The following is a 1,704-nucleotide window of genomic DNA, read 5'->3' on the forward strand; positions in this document are numbered from 1 at the left end:
GTCAAATTACCAAAACCCTTGATTTGGATCAACAACTTTGGCTAATTAGCTATCTCCAGCATCATCATTGGCAAGCAGTGCAGCTTGGTGCTAAATTCCCTCTTGACTGGCTACAACATCTAGAAACAGCACGTAAGCAGCTACTCAGCTATGCCCAACCACGCCTAGTTTGGGAAGTTGCCCTAATGGCTCTGCTGTAGCATCTCAATGTATAGTCATTCCAGATTAGTAAAGAGACGCTCATAGCTCCTCTGCCTCGCTTTGGGAGAGGAATTGGTGGGAGGGCAACTGCTTCAACCTAAATTGAATGTCAACCTAAATTGAAACAACTACAAAACCTAATAAAACTCCTTCCAGGACGTGATTATGATGGTCAATCATTTCTCTCGAAGAATTCCTGGAGTACTCCTCCAATCAAAAGTAATGAAGCAGCCACAACATAGATTCGGTAACTGATTGATGAACCACTAGCAGTTCCAGAGGTCAACAACCATGATTGCTCAACCTGAGACAAAGCACTACACAATCAACGACTATCTAGAACTCGAAATTGCCTCTGAAACTCGCAGTGAATATCGCAATGGAGAAATTGTCCCCATGACTAGCGGCACTCCAGACCACAATGACATTGCTGGCAACCTTGTGGCCATGCTTAAAGCAGCATTGAAGGGAAAACCCTACCGCGTTTTTATCCTAGATCAACGACTCTGGATTCCTGGGGCAACTCTCTATACTTACCCCGATGTAATGGTGTTACCCAAACCTCTGGAATTGCAAACCGGGCGCAATGATACGGTCATGAATCCCTGCCTAATTGCAGAAGTGCTGTCTAAGTCCACTCAAAACTACGATCGGGGCGAGAAATTCTTGGCCTATCGCACAATTCCCAGCTTTCAAGACTATCTGCTGGTTGATCTATACCAAGTACGGGTGGAACACTATGTCAAGCAATCTGCCCACCAATGGTTGCTTTCAGAATACGATGATCTCTCCGCTACCCTGACCTTGAGCAGCATCGAAGTACTACTGCAAATTACAGACCTTTATGAAAATATTGATGTTTCCCAGTTCTAAGCTCCTCTGGGTTCTCTGTTAGAGATTGGTACCCATTACCCCGGCAAAGACGATCGTAGGACGCTCGAACGGGTGCAGTCGGGCTAGGAAGGAAGAGGTGGTGCTGAGCATGGCAAATTCGATAACTAGTGCTTTAAGTGGTCTGTTTACTTTAAGTTAGCTAACTATGGAAACCAATTGCAGTCCCATTCCAAGAATTGATTATGATCATCGATAACTAACAAGCTTATTGAGGTAGTAAAACTAACCAAGCTTATTGAGGTAGTGATGATGACATCTGTTGTAACCCATACATCAACCTTATCCCTAGAAGAATTTCTGGAACAGCCCTGCGATCGGACTGAATGGGTCAATGGGAAACTTGTAGAGAAAAGTGGGATGACAAGTAAGACCGGACGGATTCAAGCTAGACTGGCTCGGTATTGGGGAAACTACAAAGACGAGCAAGGCATCGGTGGCGAGACCTATGTAGAAACACCTTGCCGTACGATTGATCGGGTGCGTTGTCCTGATGTTGCCTATCTTACCCCAGCGTTAGTTGAGCAATTTGGTGATTTCAAAGTCTTGCCCCAAAGTTTCTCCCTGATTGGAGAAATCATTTCTCCTACAGATGAGATGGAGGAGGTGCTC

3 protein-coding genes are annotated in these 1,704 nt (G+C 45.1%); all 3 read left to right on the top strand.

Going from position 1 to position 1,704, the window contains the following annotated elements:
* A partial coding sequence (locus NZ772_18510; protein ID MCS6815549.1) for a DNA polymerase III subunit delta' occupies positions 1 to 200 on the top strand: 200 nt, incomplete at its 5' end.
* A 292-nt stretch (positions 201 to 492) separates the two neighbouring features.
* Positions 493 to 1,074, top strand: a complete 582-nt coding sequence (locus tag NZ772_18515; GenBank protein MCS6815550.1) for a Uma2 family endonuclease — start codon at positions 493 to 495, stop codon at positions 1,072 to 1,074.
* Between the two features lie 267 nt (positions 1,075 to 1,341).
* Positions 1,342 to 1,704, top strand: a 363-nt coding sequence (locus tag NZ772_18520; protein ID MCS6815551.1) for a Uma2 family endonuclease, incomplete at its 3' end; no start/stop codon positions are given.

The sequence above is a fragment of the Cyanobacteriota bacterium genome (assembly GCA_025054735.1).
In the GTDB taxonomy this organism is placed as follows: domain Bacteria; phylum Cyanobacteriota; class Cyanobacteriia; order SKYG9; family SKYG9; genus SKYG9.